Annotated in this window: 14 protein-coding genes and 4 pseudogenes; 8 read left to right on the forward strand and 10 right to left on the reverse strand. The window is 68.2% G+C overall.

The window, feature by feature from the left end; translation table 11 throughout:
• Window positions 1–277, reverse strand: a pseudogene (locus AB0I23_RS39565) (hypothetical protein); the annotation flags it as partial.
• A 382-nt stretch (window positions 278–659) separates the two neighbouring features.
• On the opposite strand from AB0I23_RS39565, the gene AB0I23_RS39570 reads away from it, so the two are divergent.
• The 5 genes and pseudogenes from AB0I23_RS39570 (at window position 660) to AB0I23_RS39590 (ending at window position 6876) form a co-directional block, all read left to right on the forward strand.
• Complete coding sequence (locus AB0I23_RS39570; RefSeq protein ID WP_359117779.1) at window positions 660–1562, forward strand: PP2C family protein-serine/threonine phosphatase; 903 nt, start codon at window positions 660–662, stop codon at window positions 1560–1562.
• A gap of 292 nt (window positions 1563–1854) precedes the next feature.
• Window positions 1855–3956 (forward strand): annotated as a pseudogene (locus AB0I23_RS39575) (SpoIIE family protein phosphatase); the annotation flags it as partial.
• 624 nt (window positions 3957–4580) lie between these two features.
• The gene (locus AB0I23_RS39580; protein ID WP_359117782.1) at window positions 4581–4805 is read left to right on the forward strand and encodes a hypothetical protein; all 225 of its coding nucleotides are present in this window, start codon (window positions 4581–4583) and stop codon (window positions 4803–4805) included.
• A 509-nt stretch (window positions 4806–5314) separates the two neighbouring features.
• Window positions 5315–5734, forward strand: a complete 420-nt coding sequence (locus AB0I23_RS39585; protein WP_359117784.1) for a YciI family protein — start codon at window positions 5315–5317, stop codon at window positions 5732–5734.
• Complete coding sequence (locus tag AB0I23_RS39590; protein WP_359117787.1) at window positions 5731–6876, forward strand: RNA polymerase sigma factor; 1146 nt, start codon at window positions 5731–5733, stop codon at window positions 6874–6876. Before AB0I23_RS39585 ends, AB0I23_RS39590 begins: the two co-directional genes overlap by 4 nt.
• A 403-nt stretch (window positions 6877–7279) precedes the next feature.
• Here AB0I23_RS39590 and AB0I23_RS39595 read toward each other — a convergent pair whose 3' ends face one another.
• The 6 genes and pseudogenes from AB0I23_RS39595 to AB0I23_RS39620 all read right to left on the reverse strand — a co-directional run bounded on the left by AB0I23_RS39595 (window position 7280) and on the right by AB0I23_RS39620 (window position 13213).
• Window positions 7280–8128 (reverse strand): peptidoglycan recognition protein family protein, encoded by an 849-nt coding sequence (locus AB0I23_RS39595; RefSeq protein WP_359117789.1) that lies wholly within the window; start codon window positions 8126–8128, stop codon window positions 7280–7282.
• A gap of 1248 nt (window positions 8129–9376) precedes the next feature.
• Window positions 9377–9652: pseudogene (locus AB0I23_RS39600) on the reverse strand (transposase); the annotation flags it as partial.
• Window positions 9634–10296: a class I SAM-dependent methyltransferase gene (locus tag AB0I23_RS39605; RefSeq protein ID WP_359117792.1), complete on the reverse strand. Its 663-nt coding sequence runs from the start codon at window positions 10294–10296 to the stop codon at window positions 9634–9636. The gene AB0I23_RS39605 and the pseudogene AB0I23_RS39600, both read right to left, overlap by 19 nt.
• A gap of 645 nt (window positions 10297–10941) precedes the next feature.
• Window positions 10942–11649 carry a B3/B4 domain-containing protein gene (locus AB0I23_RS39610; RefSeq protein ID WP_359117795.1) on the reverse strand — a complete coding sequence of 236 codons (708 nt, stop codon included), beginning with the start codon at window positions 11647–11649 and terminating at the stop codon, window positions 10942–10944.
• 40 nt (window positions 11650–11689) lie between these two features.
• Window positions 11690–12337: an FMN-binding negative transcriptional regulator gene (locus AB0I23_RS39615; protein ID WP_359117798.1), complete on the reverse strand. Its 648-nt coding sequence runs from the start codon at window positions 12335–12337 to the stop codon at window positions 11690–11692.
• A 39-nt stretch (window positions 12338–12376) separates the two neighbouring features.
• Window positions 12377–13213, reverse strand: a complete 837-nt coding sequence (locus tag AB0I23_RS39620) for an EamA family transporter (protein ID WP_359117800.1) — start codon at window positions 13211–13213, stop codon at window positions 12377–12379.
• A 117-nt stretch (window positions 13214–13330) separates the two neighbouring features.
• Here AB0I23_RS39620 and AB0I23_RS39625 point away from each other — a divergent pair, with 117 nt between their 5' ends.
• Window positions 13331–13915 carry a helix-turn-helix domain-containing protein gene (locus tag AB0I23_RS39625; protein WP_359117803.1) on the forward strand — a complete coding sequence of 195 codons (585 nt, stop codon included), beginning with the start codon at window positions 13331–13333 and terminating at the stop codon, window positions 13913–13915.
• Window positions 13916–14207: 292 nt separating this feature from the next.
• Window positions 14208–14762, forward strand: coding sequence for a peptidoglycan-binding domain-containing protein (locus AB0I23_RS39630; protein WP_359117806.1), 555 nt, complete (start codon window positions 14208–14210; stop codon window positions 14760–14762).
• Window positions 14763–14943: 181 nt separating this feature from the next.
• Here the strand turns inward: AB0I23_RS39630 and AB0I23_RS39635 are convergent.
• Window positions 14944–15057, reverse strand: a pseudogene (locus tag AB0I23_RS39635) (ATP-binding protein); the annotation flags it as partial.
• On the opposite strand from AB0I23_RS39635, the gene AB0I23_RS39640 reads away from it, so the two are divergent.
• Window positions 15040–15336: an NADPH-dependent F420 reductase gene (locus tag AB0I23_RS39640; RefSeq protein ID WP_359117815.1), complete on the forward strand. Its 297-nt coding sequence runs from the start codon at window positions 15040–15042 to the stop codon at window positions 15334–15336. The pseudogene AB0I23_RS39635 and the gene AB0I23_RS39640 overlap by 18 nt on opposite strands.
• Here the strand turns inward: AB0I23_RS39640 and AB0I23_RS39645 are convergent.
• Together AB0I23_RS39645 and AB0I23_RS39650 are read right to left on the reverse strand one after the other, a co-directional pair.
• Window positions 15314–15778 (reverse strand): HEAT repeat domain-containing protein, encoded by a 465-nt coding sequence (locus AB0I23_RS39645; RefSeq protein ID WP_359117809.1) that lies wholly within the window; start codon window positions 15776–15778, stop codon window positions 15314–15316. The genes AB0I23_RS39640 and AB0I23_RS39645 overlap by 23 nt on opposite strands.
• A 67-nt stretch (window positions 15779–15845) precedes the next feature.
• Window positions 15846–16256 (reverse strand): CchlQ, encoded by a 411-nt coding sequence (locus AB0I23_RS39650; RefSeq protein WP_359117812.1) that lies wholly within the window; start codon window positions 16254–16256, stop codon window positions 15846–15848.
• Between the last annotated feature and the right edge of the window lie 509 nt (window positions 16257–16765).

The following is a 16765-nucleotide window of genomic DNA, read 5'->3' on the forward strand; positions in this document are numbered from 1 at the left end:
CCTCCTCACGGTGACCACGGCGCTCGTTGCCGCCACGGTTGCCGCCTTCGTAACCCCCGCGTTCACCTCCCTCGTTCCCCTTCCCGAACCCGTTCTCGTTCCCGTTCCCGTTCCCGTTCCCACCGTCACCACCCAGCGGAGCCACGGCCGGAGCGGCCTGCTGGACGGACGGGGCAGCCTGGGTGGACCCGGCGGCCGAGGCATACGTAATGCCGGTAGTAGCCAGAACCGCAGCGCCTACAACGGCGGCGGTCACAGCGACGGTACGCGTGGTCATGTCACTTCTTCCTGTCTCAGAGACGCCGGCTGGGCAGCCGACCTGAGACGAACGTACTTTCAGCCCCATTAGCTGTCATATCGGAAAGACCCAAGGCGTGACACCACAGGGCCGACCGGGTGTACACACACACCACCCCAGACACCTCGCTATCGCCTGACAGCCCGTCAAAAAGTAAGAAAATAGCCCCACCTGGCACACGATTAGTCCTTCCGGGCGACTTACCCACACCCCCTCACCCACCCGGCAGCACCCCCACCCCCACCCCAAACCACCACCCACACCCACAACCCATGAACAACCCTCACCCCGCACGGCGATCGTCTATGGGCCGCGCGGTCACGGCGAGACCGTCGGCGGCGACTTCCACAACCTGTTCCCGATGAGAGGCCGCCGCTGGGGATTCCCGTTCGGCGACGTGTGCGGCCACGCCCGGGCGATGTCCGTCACCGACCTGGCCGGGCACCTGGCACGGCCGCGGGCACGCGAGGGCCACGGTGTCGAGTCGGTCCTCGACAAACTGAACGGCGCGATGGCGGAGGAGAGCGCCCAGGCCGTGGCGCTCGGCGGCGGACAGGCCCGGCCCCAGTTCTTGAGTCTCCTCTACGGGGAGCTGGAACTCGACCCGGTCGCGGGCGGCGCGCACTGCAAGATCGCCGGCGCCGGGCACCCACTTCCACTGCGACTGTCCCCCAACGGCTCGATGGCGCCCATGGCGGACCCGCAGATGCTGCTCGGGATCGACGAGGACGCAAAGTTTCACGCCAACTCCTTCCGCCTCGCACCGGGTGAGACTCTGCGGTGCGTGACCGACGGCGTAACAGAACGCCATTGCGGGAATTGGCAGTTGAACGATGACGACGGACTTTCCGAGGTGCCGCGAGGGTGCGTGGGACTGGGTGCCACAGCCGTCGCGGAACGCGTGCGGCAGGCGGTGCACGCCTTCGACACGGGCCCGGTCGACGACCTCGCGGTGCTGGTGCTGGAGGCGATGCCGGTCCCTGCGCCAGCAGGCTGGGAAGGTGCGGAACCGGGAGTGAGACCGACCGCCGGGCCACTCCCGTGGCGCTTTGCGACACGATGCCTGGGACCGGTGGAGGTCCGTGGTTCCTCGCTGGTCGGCGGTCGGGCCGAGAAGGCGATGAGGCGGATACGTCGTAGTGCGTCACTGCCCCCATGCCGAATCGTCAACTCCAGTCAGAACGCCCTCACTTCTTTGTTTGCACTTACAGGAAGAAGAGGCGGGTCACGAAGAATGCCGCGACAGGAACCGCGCCGAAGCTGATCGGCCGGACCCAGATGCGCGGGTGCTCCCACAGCCCGCCGTCCGGGCGTTTCAGGTACACCTCGGCTGTCGATCCCCCCGGCAGAAGCAGAAGGTGTCTCCTCTGGCGGTACCAGCGCATCCATACCCAAGCTTCGGCCTGTTCATGGCCACCCGCACTCGGCCGCCTTGCAGACGTCTGCGAGCAGGCAGATGCCTGACTGAGCGCTGCGATTCGGCAGCCTTGCGACACCAGCCGCGCGCGTCGGGTCCGCAAATTTTTGCACCGGCATATCCACGATCGTGGGCTCACCGGATGATCGGGACGGCGTGGGACAGCAACGAGTCCCGGTCCGCTCGCGACGCGGTCGGCCATGCCCTGCGCCATATGAGCGACGGCGGGTACGGCGCTCCGACGGCAGATACGGCTGGACCCAGGCGCGCGCATCTTCCTTTCGGTGGACGACGACTGGCGGATCACCTTCGTCAACCTGGAGGCGGAGGGAATGCTGGGCTCCTCCGAGGAGGAGTTGTTCAGCCGCGTGCTGTGGACGCTGCCCGCCGTTCGGCAGGTCGCCGGCATGGAGGCCCGGCGCCGCAAGGCCGCCGCCGCAGCCACACCCGCAAGCTTCGACGTACAGATGCCGGACACAGGACGCCGCTACCACCTGCGACTCGTCCCGGTGCCCGACGGGGTCACTCTGTACTTCACCGATGTCACCGAGATCCGCAGGCACGAGGCCGAGCGTGCCGCCGCCGAGCGCGCCTTCCGGATCACCGAGCTGACCGCAGCAGTCGCCAAGGCGACCACCTCACGGGACGTGGCGGACGCGGTGGCTCAGCGGGTGCTGCCGCCGTTCCGCGCCACCGGCCTGGTCGTGCAGGCCGTCGAGGGCGACCGGGTCCACAACGTCGGAGCCGTCGGTTACCCCCGCGCCTTCCTCGAAAGCGTCGACGGCAGTTCGCGCGTCACGGCTGACCCCGTCTGGGACGCGATCTCCACTCAGGGGCCGCTGTTCGTCTCCTCAGCCCAGAAGTACGTGGCGCGGTATCCCACTATGGCCGATCACCCGCAGGACATCGGTAAGCAGGCCTGGGCGTTCCTGCCGTTGATCGCCTCCGGGCACGCCTTCGGTGTCTGCGTGATCTCGTTCGACCAGCCGCGCCGTTTGGCCGACGAAGAACGCACCCTGCTGACCGCCATCGCCGCCCTGGTCGCGCATGCCCTGGAACGCGCGCGGCTGTACGACGCCGAGCACACCCGTTCCCAGGAGCTGCAGCGCGCGCTGCTCCCCCAGAGCCTGCCCGAGCTGTCGGCGTGCACGACCGCCGCCCGCTACCTGGCCGCCGGACAGGGCATGGACGTCGGTGGCGACTGGTACGACGTCATCCCTCTCTCCGCCGAACAGGTCGCGCTGGTCATCGGCGAGCTGTACGACTCCACCACCCGGATGTGCTCCATCACCCGCGCCGGCCAGCCACCACCGGTGGTGGTCCATCCCGACGGAAGCGTGTACTTCCCGCATCTGGTCCCGGATCCGCCCCTGGGCGGCAGAGCCGCCGTTCGAGACGGTAGAGCTGATGCTGCCGCCGGGAAGCCTCCTCGTGCTGTACACCGACGGCCTGGTCGAATCGTCCGAGCGTGAGATCGACCAGGGCCTGGCCGAGCTTGCGCAGCTCCTGCGCGGCAAGGACAGCGAAGACCTGGACCCGCTCTGCGAAACCCTCATCGCGGGTCTGCTCCCCGCCGGACAGCCCACCAGCGACGAAGCTGCCCTCCTGGTCGCCCGTGTCAATGTCGTGGACCTCGACCACAATCTCCTCAAGCCCTGGAGCCCGCCGGGACAGAACCTCTATCCGGTGATCGACACACTGCTGGACCTGTGGCACGCCACACCGGATCCGGGAGACACGGAGACCCGCGTGGTCGGGCACCGTTGGTCCGCGCCCTCCTTCGCGGTCCGTGACTTCCTCACCCGTAATTTCGTGCCCTATCGCTGGCTGTTGTACGACGAGCCGGAAGGGGAGCGCCTGCTGTCTGCCGCAGCGTTGTCCGCGGCAGACGTGCCGCTGGTCATCACTCCGGACGGAAAGCCTCTGGTCTCCCCCACCGAGCGGGAGCTCGCCGCGCAGGTCGGACTCAGCAACGTTCCGGCCTCGGACTTCTACGACCTGGTGGTGGTCGGTGGTGGGCCGGCCGGTCCGGGAGCTGCCGTCTACGGCGCTTCGGAGGGACTGCGTACGGTCTTGGTGGAACAGCAGGCGACCGGCGGGCAGGCCGGGCAGGCCGGGCAGAGCAGCCGTATCGAGAACTATCTCGGCTTTCCCGACGGCGTATCCGGTTCCCAGCCGACCGAGCGAGCGTGCCGCCAGGCGCTGAAGTTCGCCGATGGACGCCTTCCAGGCCGGAGAGTACGGCTGCGGCGGTTGCGACGAAGTCGGGCGGTCGGGGGATGACGCGGTGCTGAGCGGTGGAGGGGCCCTTCTCCATGGGGCGGTCGGCGCGACGACCCGGCCGGGCCGCCCGGCGGGGGCCATGGGCGTGCGGAGCGCACTCGCCGCCGGCGAGTCGGCGCACAACGCCCGTGACGCACTGATCGCCCGGCGCCAGGCCGGCGGGAAAGCCGCCCGCAAACGCTTCGAGCAGGCCAACGGCGCTGGCGAATCTGCCCCCGGAGGCCGACCCGGCTCACCTCGCGCGCTACGTCACCACCTTCGCGTACGGCATTTCCGTCCAGGCGGCCAGCGGTCTCTGCCGTGAGGGTCTCCAGCGGATCGCGGGCACCGCACTCCTCGGCTGTCCCCCGACGTCGTGCTGATCACCTCTGTGCAGGCGGGGCTGACAAGCCCTCTCGCCGAGGATGCGGTTGGAGCGGACCGTACAGGCATAGTGGCCATGCGTGGACACTCGACCGCCGAGGACAGTCCCGAGCAGCCCTCTTGCGCGCGGCGTCTCCTTGATCTACTTGATCGAGGAGCACGCACGGCACTTGGGCCATCCGACCTGCGGCGCGGGTGGAACAGCGGCATTCTGATTACATGGCTGGCGCGCTGATTGTCGTGCATACCCCGTCCCCCACGGGCGGGCGGGTAGTGAGCGTGCACCGGACCGGCGGGGACGAGGTCCTTGGGCTGGCTCACTCCGATCGCGAGGTGGTCGCGTTCCTTGAGAGGGCCGGCCTGTCCGATCCGGAAGAAGTTCTTGACGATCCTCGATGGGTGGAGTGGCGAGGCAGCCCAGCACACCAGTGGCCTCCTGTATAGGCGCTTCGGGCACACGGAAATGGACGGCAGCGGGCATGTCATCACGGCCTTCAGCCCTCCTGTGGTGAAGCCTTCCGAGTTGGGTGCAGGGCGCTGGTCCTTGGAACGATGATTACGGTGATCAGCGACAGGCCAGGGGGCGGCCTGGTGAACGTCTCGGGCACAGACCGGCGAGCCCTCGCCCTGCGGCGGGGACTCGATCATTCGTAGGGAAATCGGGCACGGGCCTGACATGCACACTCGCCTTGTCGGCCTCTTTCAGCCCTGAGCCCTGCCATCTCTGCCATGGGCGGCCGGGGCCGGACTACGGACACCATGCGGAGCGACCCAAGACGAGCCCTACAGCTACTACCGGCTCTGGCCGGCCGCCCTGGAGACCGCGAGACGCGCAACCGGGCTCATCCACGAGAGCCAAAAGAACGGATGGCGATGTCGAGAACCCGTGACTGGCTCCGTCCCCGCGGTGAACGCGACCAGAATGGGTCGCACCAGCACCGAGGAGAAACACCATGGCAAAGTACTTGCTGCTCAAGCACTACCGAGGCGCCCCGGCTTCGGTGAACGACGTGCCCATGGACCAGTGGACACCGGAGGAGATCTCGGCCCACGTGCAGTACATGAACGACTTCGCGGCCCGGCTCGAGAAGACCGGCGAGTTCGTCGACGGTCAGGCGCTCGCCCCCGAGGGGACGTTCGTCCGGTACGACGGCGAGGGACGCCCGCCGGTCACCGACGGTCCATTCGCCGAGACCAAGGACCTCATCGCCGGCTGGATGGTGATCGACGTCGACAGCTACGAGCGCGCCGTCGAGCTGGCCGGGGACCTGTCTGCCGCCCCTGGGGCGGGCGGGAAGCCGATCCACGAGTGGCTCGAGCTGCGCCCGTTCCTGGCCGCGCCGCCCACCATCACGGAGTGCCCCCATCGATGAACGAGGTCCTGCTCCGGAGCCTCACACCGAGCGTGCTCGGGATCCTCGTCCGCCGCGGAGCCGACTTCGCGGCGGCCGAGGACGCCGTGCAGGACGCGCTGGTCGAGGCGGTCCGCGTCTGGCCGGCCGACCCGCCGCGGGACCCGAAGGGCTGGCTGGTCACCGTGGCCTGGCGCCGGTTCCTCGACGCGACCCGGGCGGACGCCGCCCGCCGCCGGCGTGAGGACCTCGTCGACGAGGAGCCGGCGCCCGGGCCCGCGCCCGGGGTGGACGACACGCTCCAGCTCTACTTCCTGTGTGCCCACCCGTCGCTGACGCCGTCGTCCGCGGTCGCGCTCACACTGCGCGCCGTCGGCGGGCTGACCACCCGCCAGATCGCCCAGGCCTACCTGGTGCCCGAGGCGACCATGGCGCAGCGCATCAGCCGGGCCAAGCGCACCGTCTCCAGCGTGCGGTTCGACCAGCCCGGCAACGTCGCCACCGTGCTGCGCGTCCTCTACCTGGTCTTCAACGAGGGCTACTCCGGGGACGTCGACCTCGCCGCCGAGGCCATCCGGCTCACCCGGCACCTCGCGACCGCGATCGATCACCCCGAGGTGGAGGGGCTGCTCGCCCTCATGCTGCTCCACCACGCCCGGCGCGCCACCCGGACCGCGCCCGACGGCAGTCTGGTGCCGCTCGCCGAGCAGGACCGCGGCCGGTGGGACACCGAGTCGATCGCCGAGGGCGTCGAGATCCTGCAGGCGGCCCTCGCCCGCGACCGGCTGGGCGAGTTCCAGGCCCAGGCCGCCATCGCGGCACTCCACGCTGACGCGCCCGCCGCCGAAGAGACCGACTGGGTACAGATCGTCGAGTGGTACGACGAGCTCACGCGCCTGACTGACAGCCCGGTCGTCCGGCTCAACCGTGCGGTGGCCGTCGGCGAGGCCGACGGACCGCGCGCCGGCCTGGCGGCGCTCGCGGCGCTGGACGCCTCGCTGCCCCGCCACGCCGCGGTGGCGGCGTACCTCCACGAGCGCGACGGCGACCTGGCGACGGCGGCACGGCTGTACGCCGAGGCGGCCCACAAGGCACCCAACCTCGCCGAGCGCGACCACCTGACGCGCCAGGCCGCCCGGCTCAACGCCCGCCGGTGTCGCTGACACGTCGCGCTCGGAATTTCCCGCAGCACTCGGCGCGACCCGGTGGCCAGAGCGGTCGCCTCGAAGTGAGTAGGCGGGTCGAGACCAGCCGCACGACGTGTTGCCGGCGGGGAAGCCTTGCGGCAACGACGGGCGCGCTGAAGGCGTGGTGTCTCGATAGACCCGGCGGCTGAAGTGCCCGGTGAAGGTGATCCATCTGCGACGGTTCGGCTACCCGAAAAGCGGCTCACCCAGGCTTATCCATGAAGAGCCACCAGTCACTACCGGCGACAGGCCACATTTCAGGCATGAAGATCACGATCGACAGCCGAGGACTTCGTTCCGAGATCCAATAGCCCGTTCGGGTGAAGTGAGGAGAAGTCGGCTTCGTAGACACCGTTGGCATATCGGGTTGTGATGACCGTCAATGACTGCCGCGGTGGAGGCTCTGCAAAGTCGTGAGGAGGTCGGCACCGGAAGACGCTCGTGCAGACCTGCTCTGGAGGCCGGCCGCAATCTTCCGGATCGCGGGGAGTCGGGCGAACAGCGCCTCCCCGGGGCAGTCAGTGGCATAGCCGTCGCGATGGCCGGAGATGGCAAAGAATTCGGCCGAACTGCCCTTGGCATAGCGGCTCTTGTCATTTGTGGACGTGAGCCGCACCCTGCTGGTGGCGTCGACGTCGCGCAAGCCGAGCTTCCAGGCGGCGAGGGCCGCGATCGCATGTTCCATAGCTGCCGGCACCGGCGTCCCTCGTCCGAAGGTGCCGATCGCCGCGATCCCCGCGGTTCCCTGGTTGAACCCGATGGTGTGGGAGCCGATGACCGGGCGGTCGGCACCGCCGGCACGGCCTTCGTAAATGGTGCCGCATTTATCGACGAGGAAGTTGTAGCCGAGGTCTCCCCATCTCTGGTCACGGGTCTGGCCCGTGTACAGATTACGCAGGGTCCTCGGAACGTCCGCGCAGTCGTAGTCGTTGGGGGTGTCGGTGTGATGGATGAAGACCGCCGTCACCCCTTCTGCGTAGTGGGCATGGGGGTCACGCCGGGTCTCGTCGGCCCGCCATTGCGTACGCGACACGATGGAGGGCCGAGGCGCTGCGTGGGGGATTTCCACGGCCGTCGTTCCGAGGACCGGGAATGGCCGCGCGGAATCGATAACCGTCTCCGGAACTGCCTCGGCCCGCCACACCGAAGGAGGGCCTTCCGGCATCGTCCCGCCGATGGCGGCGGCTTTCGTCACTCCGGCCGGTGCCGCCAAGAGAGAAACGGCCATGGGAACCGTGACCCACAGCACTATTCGGTACAAACGCACAGGAAAAACCTTCTTAAGTCTTTCGCCGAGAGGGACGGCGGGAGCGCGTATGGCCAATAGTTTTGCCATAGGAGGTGCGTTGCGCGCGCCGGGCTACTGCAGTCAGGCGAGCCTTTGGGCACACCTACCAACTCCCCCAAGAGCCTGAGGTATGAGCCCTTCCCCACCAATGGGTGAGGTGGAATCGGCACGCATGCTGTTGCGCCGCCGCCTCCGACTCTTGAGCCGACGCCCCTCAAACGGCACCCGGACGTGGCGTCCCGCACTGGTACGACTTGTCCTCCCGCCGCACCAGCTCCTGGGCGACGAGTTCGTCGATGATTCCGTGCCGACGCTTGACGGTCAGGCCATGCATCGAGCCGGGCACCGCGGGCAAAGCCCCCAGAAGCAGAACCGTGCCGAGGTTCGTCAGGAAGTCCGCGACGTCCGGGGACCCGCCGAGACGTCCCGTGTGCGCCGCGTTGTCGACCGTTCCACGTCCGGTGCGGGGGCGACCATCAGATCGGTGGGCGCGACCGGGACGGCCCAGTATTTCCGGGGTACTGACCAAAGTTTCACAGAGCGGAATTTGAGTGCCCACACGCGGCCGACGGTCGACCAAGTGGCCTTCGATGCATCCGTCGACTCCAGGCGGATTCGCACCATCACGGCTGATTCCTCAGCATTTGAGCCAGAACCCAAAATCTGACACATCGGGTACGTGCCGGATCGGCCACATCTCGAGGGCATGCCACTATCTCGCGCTCAAGGCCTCCCGTAGACCGTGGAGCTGCGCCGGATTGTCGTTCCCACGCGTTCGTGCAGAGGCAGCGCACCTGTGTCCGAGTGGGTCCACCGTGTCCAAGTGCCTTGCCGCTGCCAGTAATAGGAGCGGAACGTCTCCCGCAACCAGCACGCGGGCGATCCCCAGTCGCGGTGTCCGGCGGCAGAACGCCAATGGTGCGTGGCCGAAGTCGAGAAAACCGTGGGTGATGCCGGTGGACTTCCTGGTGGTGCAGGCCGGCCGCCGACCGGTACGTGCTGGAGCGGTACGAACGGCTCGGGGAGGGCGCGAGCGATTTCCTGCTGGTCAACCTTTTCCGGCCGCCCTGCGGCTCGCCGATGACCACCGACGCGATCGGGGAACTGTGCGAGGCGCTGTCGGGGCGGGCGGGTCCGGGCCGCAGAGTCGGGCCCCGGATGTGCCGGCACGCAACGGCCAGTGCCGCGTCAGGCAACGTTCGCCCTGTTGACGACCTCGCGTAGATGGGTGTCAGAGGCGTGCTTGTTCCGCCAGATGATGTGGCAGCGGATCATGCTGCCTTGCTCCTTGTGGCTGGCGTGGTCCGTGCCGTCGAGGGTGCAGTAGCGCAGGGCGGTGAACTGGGCCTCGATCCGGTTCAGCCACAAGGAGTTTGTAGGCGTGTAGGCGATCTCCACGTTGTTGACCCCCGCCCACTCTGCCACCCGTCGGCACCGCTTCGTGGTCACGTGCGGGAAGTAATTGTGTCCGCGATGCCGACGATGAAGCTGCCGCCCACGTCGCGGACATCGGCCGACCACCCCAGTGCGGCAAGGTCATCAGTGAGCTTGCCGGCGTCGTGGAAGACCTTCACGATGCGATACGGGCTGCCGTCGTCGAGCCGACGCAGCACCGCAGGGATGGGCTGCTGGTCGAGAACTTTTTCGCGCGCGGCCTCGCCGGGGCCATCGTCGATGAAGATGGCTTTGCCGTTTGGTGCGAGCGCGGCGGCGACTGTGTTCCAGAAGTCGGGTAGGCGGGACGGCGGGATGTGGGAGAGCCAGAAGGCGAAGAACACAGTGTCGTAGCGGCGCTGCGGCCGCCAGGTGAACAGGTCGGCCTGGATGAACTGGACGTTGGGGGAGGCAACCCGTGCACGCGCGATGCCCAGCGTCTCGTCCGACACGTCGACACCGGTCACTGAGCGCGCCCGCGCAGCGAGCGCCTTGGTCCACTGGCCCGTTCCGCAGGCCAACTCCAGCACATCTCCCACGATCGGGAGGTCGTCGGCCGCAGCCAGCAACTCCCGCAGGTCCTCGCGCTCGGAATAAGGCCGGTCGTACTGGCCCGCGTGGGCCCGGTAGTAGGCGACCTGCTCCGCTAAAAGGGCATCCTCGTCGCTGTCCATGGAGCCGACCCTAGCGTGCCTCCCACCCTCTGGGCCCGCCCCTTGCGGCGAGGGGGGCAACCCGCAGCGCCGGCTTCTATTGCACGACGGAGCCGACCCAGCCAAGAGGGCGAATGTTGCTTGATGCAGCAATAGCCACGTCGTGGACGCCGGAGGAACGCTGGACGAGGTTCAGGCCCTGCTGGTCACAAGAACCCCGCCTGGCCCGCCCCTATTTGCACCCGGCCCCCGTCACGCCTGCGCACGGCTGTCGATCGTTTCCCTTCGCCCCGTCTCACCGGTGAGAGGGAGGCCCGGTGAGCCTGGCCCCGACAACACCTCAACCTGCGTCCGAGGAAGACGCGGTCACCGCGGGCCTCATGGCCCTGCGACGAGTCCGTCGCCATCCCTCGCCCCGGCCGGACGGTCAGGGTCATCCCGGGGACAGCCCCTGCACGGCCGGCTGGACGACTTCGCCGTGCGACAGGAAGACGACCTCGACGACCAGCGAGGACTCTGAGGCCACCCGCGCCGCCAGCCGTGAGCCGACAAGAACCCTGAACCAGCGCGTGTGAGCCTGCGTGTCACCGCTGCCCGGAGAATTCCACGGGATCTGCGGGGGCTTTCCTGGCGCGACACCGGGGGCCGAGGGGGCGGTGAAGGTCCTCAGACGGTGACCCGGGACTGTGCCGGGCTGAGGTAATACACGGCGGTCTGTTCGGCGTGAAGGGCAAGCAGTCCCTGCAACTCCTCCGCTGCGGCCTTGAGGAGGTGGCCGTCACGGCGGGCGTGGAGGGTTTCGAGGACGAAGGCCACGTGCGTGGAGTCCTCGGTGACGCGGGTACGGTGGGCGTCACGGTGGTTCCAGTGGCGGGTCAGGACGCCGGTGGTGTCCGCGTAGATGATCTCGCCGGGCTTGGGGTTCTCGACGGTGTCGGGTTCGCCGAGCGGGGTGAAGGACTCGGTGCCGTCTGCGTGGCGGATGTCGATGTCGCCGGTGACGCGGTCCAGGTCGAAGGCGCCGGCCGGCAGGCCGTGCTGCACGGAGACGCCGTTGTAGGAGTCGACGGCCGGGTTGATGCGCGGCAGGGTTCCCTTCTTCGCGAAGCGCCGGCCGAGCGCGTCGACGCTGGGGCGGATGCGGCGGGGGTTGGTGCCGAAGGAGCGGTAGGCGGTGTGCCACGCCTCGATACGGGGGTCGGTCTCGTCGGCGGGCCGCCAGGTGCCGTCGGCGAGCCACTGCTCCAAGTCTTCCAGGGCGGCGGCGGTCTGGGGCCAGGGTTCGTGGCCGCACATGCCGGTGGCGGTGACCAGGGCAATGAGGGTGTCGGGGAAGGCGTCTGCGATGGCGGGGGCGAGGCGGAAGTCGGTCATGTGCGGGGGTTCCGTTTCGTGTGCGCGTGGGGGGTAGGGGTCAGGGTTTCCAGGGGCCGATGCGGTCCAGGCGGCGGCGCTGCTGGCGTGCGGTGGGGGCGTCGAGGCGCTGGCCGCGTGCGGTGAGGCGGTCGGCGACGGCGGTGCGGTGCTCGACGGGTTTGTGGTCGTCGTATTTGAACTTGGCCATTACTTCGGTGACTTCCAGGCTCAGGCCGCGGATGCCGGGCAGCATCCGGCCGTAGGGGGGCTGATCAACGATGACGGGGGCGTGGTCGCCGTCGGGCTGGAAGTGGCCGAGCTGGCGACGCAGCAGCTCGGCCTTGGCCGCGGGATCATCGACGATGCTGGCGCGGCAGGTGAACTGGACAGCCGTGTAGTAGCTGGTGGGGACGCCGTCGTGGAGCGGGGTGCCGGCCTTGGCGCGCCAGGGGCCCGGGATGAAGGCATAGTCGCCGATGACGGTGAGGAGGACGTTGGGGTCGTGCTCGATCGCCTTCCAGACCGGGTTGGGCCGGGCGAGGTGGACCAGGAGGTGGGGTCCGTCGCTGGTGAAGTGGGTGGGTACAACGATGGGCGGGTGGCCATGCAGGCCGTTGACGCTCAGGATTCCGAAGTCGTGTCCTTCGGCGATCCAGGTCTGCCATTCGGCTTCGTCCAGGCCGGCGTCCCAGGGCTGGATGAACATGCGGTTCTCCTTGTGCAGAGGGGTGGGCTGCGGGCTCGCTCAGGTCAGGGCGAGGAGGCTGACGGCGACGGCGGCGGTACCCAGGCCGACGATCTGGCCGCCGTGGATGCGTTCGGCAAGCACGCTGCGGGCGAGCAGGACCGTGCCAGCCGGGTAGAGGGCGGTGATCACAGCGACGACGGCGAGGTCCCCGCTGCGGGCGGCGAGCAGGAACAGCAGGTTCGCCACGGAGTCCAGCACACCGGCGGCTGCCGACATCGTGTAGGCGGGGCGCTCGGATCCGAGCTTGCGGAGCATCAGCCCTGCTGCGGCCAGGGTGACGGCCGAGGAGACCGCCCGGCCCACGATCAGCGGCGCCACCCCGCTGTCGGACGGCGCCTGGTGCAGAAAGATCAGCTGAAGGGCGATAGCGGCGCCCGCACCTAGGGCCAGCAGCAGCGCCGTACGTGAAGGGCGCGCAGACCCGGCGCCGTGTCCGGCGCTGACCAGCACCACCGCCACCAGCGCGAGCGGCAAGCCCACCAGCCCGGCCGTACCCAGGTGCTCGCCCTGCAGCAGACCCACACCGACGGGCAGCGCGGCGGACACCACGGCGGTCACGGGCGACAGCACGTTCATCGGACCGATCGCCAGGGTGCGGTAAAGCAGCGCGAACGCGGCGGCCGAGGCGACCCCGGACGCGGCGCCCCAGCCGAGAGCACCGGCGCTGAACGAGGCGCCGAGGAACGGCCACAGCAGCACCTCGACCGCGAGACTGGCCGGGGCCGCGATCATCACGGTACGCAGCACATGAGCCCTACGGGCGCCGAGGCCGCCGAGGAAGTCGGCGCACCCGTACGCGAGTGAGCTGCCCAGGGCCAGCAGCAGAGCGATCACGGTACATCCCTTACTATTTCAATAGAACGACCGAACAGTACAATGGATCGACCGGGGTGTGCAACCAAACGACCGCACGGTGCATTCCAGTGGTCCACTCGCGAGGATGGTGATCGGATGACCGAGACAGCCGCAGCCCTGCGGACGCTCGCGCACAACGTCAGGGCGGCCCGCACTCGCGCCGGCCTGTCCCTGGACGAGCTCGGCCGACGTGCCCAGGTCAGCAAGGGCGCACTGGTGGGACTGGAGAAAGCCCAGGGCAACCCCAACTTCGCCACCCTGGTCCGGCTGGCCGACACTCTCGGCATCTCGGTGTCCGCACTGATGGAAGGACCGGCCGAAGGTCGTGTCCGCATCGTGACCGCCAACGCCGTGGCCCCCCTGTGGACCGGAGCACAGGGCAGCGAAGCCCGGCTCATGCTGACGACCTCAGGCCCGGCCCCGGTCGAGGTCTGGCGTTGGAGACTGGAGCCCGGCGAGGAGTACCCCAGCCACCCCCACCAAGCCGGAGTCGTGGAAACCGTCAGCGTCACCTCCGGCCGGATGACCGTGGTCGTCGACGGCACCGAGCACCCCGTCGAAGCCGGACAGACCGCCACCTTCGACGGCGATGCCCCGCACGCTTACCGCGGCTCCGGCAAGGAAACCTGCCACCTGATCATGACGGTTCACCTGCCGCCCGGCCCTGCCTCCACAACCTGACCCGTGCAGCACGGGCCAGGTTGGTGATCCATGTGAACCACCCCGGCCCTGCAGATCACCTGAACCGGCGCCACCCCGAATGTCGCGCGGGATGTCGGCGCGCATCGTCAAGTACCTGGCGCGCATCGTCAACGACGTGCCTACCGACCATGCGCTTGGGTAGCGATCACAGGGCGTGCCGAATCCGCCGGCATATGGCAGCGAGAACCATGCACATCCGGTCAGACGCCATCAGCGTTACGGTCGCCGCTGCCTTGATCGTCGGCGGACTGACCCGAATCCAGGAGGCTTCATGAGTTGGTACACCAAGCGCGTCAAGCTGGGCGCGTGCACGGTGGGAGCAGTGGCCGCCGCAGTCCTTGCCGCGGGCACCACCCCGGCCGCGGCGAGCGGAACTTTCAGTGGTCTTGCCTACGTCTACGGTGCCGGCACCTTCGGCGACGACTGGAACAACGAGGGCGTCCTGTCGACCAGCACACACGCGTATTCCAACGCCACATGCTTGTGGCAGAAGATCCTGTGGGCAGACGGCAAGATCGCCTCAAGCTCTGACATCGACGGGATCTTCGGTACCCAGACCTACAACGCGACCAAGGCGTGGCAGCAGTCGTACGGGGACGGGCTGCTGACCGTCGACGGGGTAGTCGGTAAGGGGACATTCGGCCGTGCGGGCGGCTGGGTTGGCTGGACAGGTGGTAGTGAGGCCGCCGGCCAGACCCTGAATTTGATATACGTCGGCACCGCCCACCGCTTCGACTTGAAGCGCGACACAGACGGAAACTACCAATTCGTTGACGGCGACGGTGCTTGGCGGAAGGCCGGTTACGACTACCGGTCCTGCAGCTGAAGCCTGCCGCCTCGCGAAATGAGGGCCCATTCTCCCGGAGGGAGGTGGGCCCTCATCGCGTTGCTTTCTTTGCCGCCTCCTTGAGCGCCTTGGACACGGAGGCGACGAACTGCTTCGGGTGCAGATCCAATGAGGGTTCTGGCGATCAAGCCGCTGGTATCGCCGGCGTACGGACTCAGATCCCCAGTCGCGTACCTTTCTTCTTCAACGTGAGGATGATCGAACCCTTTTCGTAGCGCTTGGAGATCACCTGGAAGACCAGGTTCGCCTCGGCGCGTTGCAGCGCGCCCTCCCCGGCGTGCCGGTGGTCAAAGCGTTCAACACGGTCTTCGCCGGCCGTCTCGGGACCCCCGTCGAAGGGGAACTGCGCCTCACCGGTTTCTACGCCGGTGACGACGCCGAGGCCAAGAAGGTCGTCGCCGAACTCCTCGCCTCGTTGGGCATCCGTCCGGTTGACGCCGGCGGGTTGCGGATGGCCAGGGCACTGGAGGAGATGGCCTTCCTCAATATCTCGCTCGACGCCGGCAACGGCTGGGCCTGGCAGACAGGGGTCAGCCATGCGATCGGAACCTGAGGCTCCGATCCGTACAGTTCCCAGGTGATCCACAACTCTTGACTATTGCTCCGCTGGGGTCGACACCCGAGTCGGGAGTTGGGAAGCGGCTCATGGCGATGGCCGCCCGGGCGCGGACATGGGGACTGTCGTCGCCTGCGAGGCGACGTATGGCAGGCAGGGGCCCAGGGTGGTGGAGGAAGCCGAGGGGACTGAGGGCAGCCGCCCGCACCTGCTTCGACGGGTCGGCCAGGAGGCGTACCAGCAGTTCAACGGCCATCGGGCGTGTGCCATGGCTGCCGAGTGTGCCGACGGTGGCGGTCCGGATCAACTCGTCCGAATCGCCGCCCTGCGCAGATCCCGGTCGGGAGTGTCGGCCCTTACGGCACGCTTTCTTCGACGTCCCTCTTCGATCTCGTGGTCCGCCCGTTGAACATCGCAGGGACGCTGATTCGACGGCCATCCGCCGTCATGAACGCGCCTGCCCTCACGAGATCACATGGGCATCGCCGTCACCCGTGGGCCACGGGTCAGCTCGTGCCCGCAAGATTTCTGCTGCACAAGGGGCATCGCTCTCTGCCATCCCAGGCATGCCAGCCGAAGACCGCGGGTGAGAGAGAGTGACCCTCCAGTTCGTCGCGGACCGCGACTCGGTAGGCCCACACCGCCGCGATGTATGGGTGGAAGGCGGGCGAGGACACCGGCGCACCTGCGGCGACCGCGCTGCGCAGTGCGCGGAGCTGCTCGAACATCGCCTGGCCCGCGCCGGCGATCGTCGCGCCGGCGTCGATGAACAGCCTCTCCCGTACCTCGTAGAGCCTGGCGTCGGCCAAAGCGGCGCGGCTGGCCGACTCCAAGTCTGTAGCGGCATCAGGGACCTGCGCGAGCTGGCGCAGCTGCGTATGCGCGGCGCCCGCGGCAGCGATGAACTCGATGTACACCTCGCGCCGATGTACACCTCGCGCCGTCGAACACCGAGGCTTCGATCGACCTCCTGTCGCGTGCGCATACGGTCTGCCAGAACGGTCCCGGATATCGCGATCACGGCGCCGCCCAGCGTCGCGATCAACGTCCCCCACTCCACGCGCACTCCCCCTGCCCGTCGGTTCGAACGGCACCGTAGCACCACGGGCCCTGGGCTCCCGTCGTGGTCTGAGCCGGCCACCGCCGAGCCTGTGCGCCCTCGTCCGTACCTGCCTGTGCACATCAGGTGTACGCCGGTTACCTGCACCGCAACAACATCCCGTCGGGGCGGGGGCCCGTAGGCCCTGGACGCGGAATGGCAGCAGCGCTACCCGGACATACGAGACACGGTCGCCCCCGGGTGGTACGGGTTGACCTCATGTATTCAGCTGTAGCGTTTGTCCGCCTGTGAACTGACGTCTTGACAGTAAAAGGGTGCCCCTGGCCTGCGATGATCTGGATTGACTAGATCAAGAACGTCGCGGAG

The organism is Streptomyces atratus (assembly GCF_040655115.1).
Lineage (GTDB): Bacteria > Actinomycetota > Actinomycetes > Streptomycetales > Streptomycetaceae > Streptomyces > Streptomyces atratus_D.

What these genes read in the sequence shown, in the direction of transcription:
- AB0I23_RS39610 (WP_359117795.1), bottom strand. Translation starts at nt 11,649, where the DNA reads ATGACCGACTTCCGCCTCGCCCCCGCCATCGCAGACGCCTTCCCCGAC.
- AB0I23_RS39595 (WP_359117789.1), bottom strand. Translation starts at nt 8,128, where the DNA reads ATGGCCGTTTCTCTCTTGGCGGCACCGGCCGGAGTGACGAAAGCCGCC.
- AB0I23_RS39585 (WP_359117784.1), top strand. Translation starts at nt 5,315, where the DNA reads ATGGCAAAGTACTTGCTGCTCAAGCACTACCGAGGCGCCCCGGCTTCG.
- AB0I23_RS39590 (WP_359117787.1), top strand. Translation starts at nt 5,731, where the DNA reads ATGAACGAGGTCCTGCTCCGGAGCCTCACACCGAGCGTGCTCGGGATC.
- AB0I23_RS39630 (WP_359117806.1), top strand. Translation starts at nt 14,208, where the DNA reads ATGAGTTGGTACACCAAGCGCGTCAAGCTGGGCGCGTGCACGGTGGGA.
- AB0I23_RS39570 (WP_359117779.1), top strand. Translation starts at nt 660, where the DNA reads ATGAGAGGCCGCCGCTGGGGATTCCCGTTCGGCGACGTGTGCGGCCAC.
- AB0I23_RS39605 (WP_359117792.1), bottom strand. Translation starts at nt 10,296, where the DNA reads ATGGACAGCGACGAGGATGCCCTTTTAGCGGAGCAGGTCGCCTACTAC.
- AB0I23_RS39615 (WP_359117798.1), bottom strand. Translation starts at nt 12,337, where the DNA reads ATGTTCATCCAGCCCTGGGACGCCGGCCTGGACGAAGCCGAATGGCAG.
- AB0I23_RS39580 (WP_359117782.1), top strand. Translation starts at nt 4,581, where the DNA reads ATGGCTGGCGCGCTGATTGTCGTGCATACCCCGTCCCCCACGGGCGGG.
- AB0I23_RS39645 (WP_359117809.1), bottom strand. Translation starts at nt 15,778, where the DNA reads ATGGCCGTCGAATCAGCGTCCCTGCGATGTTCAACGGGCGGACCACGA.
- AB0I23_RS39625 (WP_359117803.1), top strand. Translation starts at nt 13,331, where the DNA reads ATGACCGAGACAGCCGCAGCCCTGCGGACGCTCGCGCACAACGTCAGG.